A 363-nucleotide genomic window follows, 5' to 3' on the forward strand; every position below is an offset into this window, starting at 1 on the left:
GATGTCGTCGAAGCCCTTGTCTGTATCGATCCAGATACCCATGGCTCAGGCGAACCTTAAAAGCGGCGCGGCCTTTTCGGCCGGCAGGTCGAAGGAGAGGTCGCTGCCCAGCGCATGCGACGACACGCTCGCGTCCACTTCGGCCTTGAGCGGGCCGAAGGGCGTGTCGAGCAGATATTCACTGGAGTCGCCGGCAAAGGATGTGCCGCGCACGGTACCCCTGAAAGGACCTGCTCCCAGGGTCACCATACGCGGCCGCCAGGCCAGACCCGCCGCTGAAGGGGCCGGACCCGATAGGTCGATCAGACCGCTGCTGGTCTTCATCTTCCCCTGTTCGATCGGGAAGATGTTTTCGAAACCGTC

1 protein-coding gene is annotated in these 363 nt (G+C 62.8%); it reads right to left on the reverse strand.

Going from position 1 to position 363, the window contains the following annotated elements; translation table 11 throughout:
* Window positions 1-45: 45 nt before the first annotated feature.
* The coding region (locus tag KVS69_RS18985; RefSeq protein WP_217539521.1) for a hypothetical protein at window positions 46-363 on the reverse strand (318 nt) is incomplete at its 5' end.

It is taken from the genome of Stenotrophomonas sp. GbtcB23, from assembly GCF_019091045.1.
Classification (GTDB): domain Bacteria; phylum Pseudomonadota; class Gammaproteobacteria; order Xanthomonadales; family Xanthomonadaceae; genus Stenotrophomonas; species Stenotrophomonas rhizophila_A.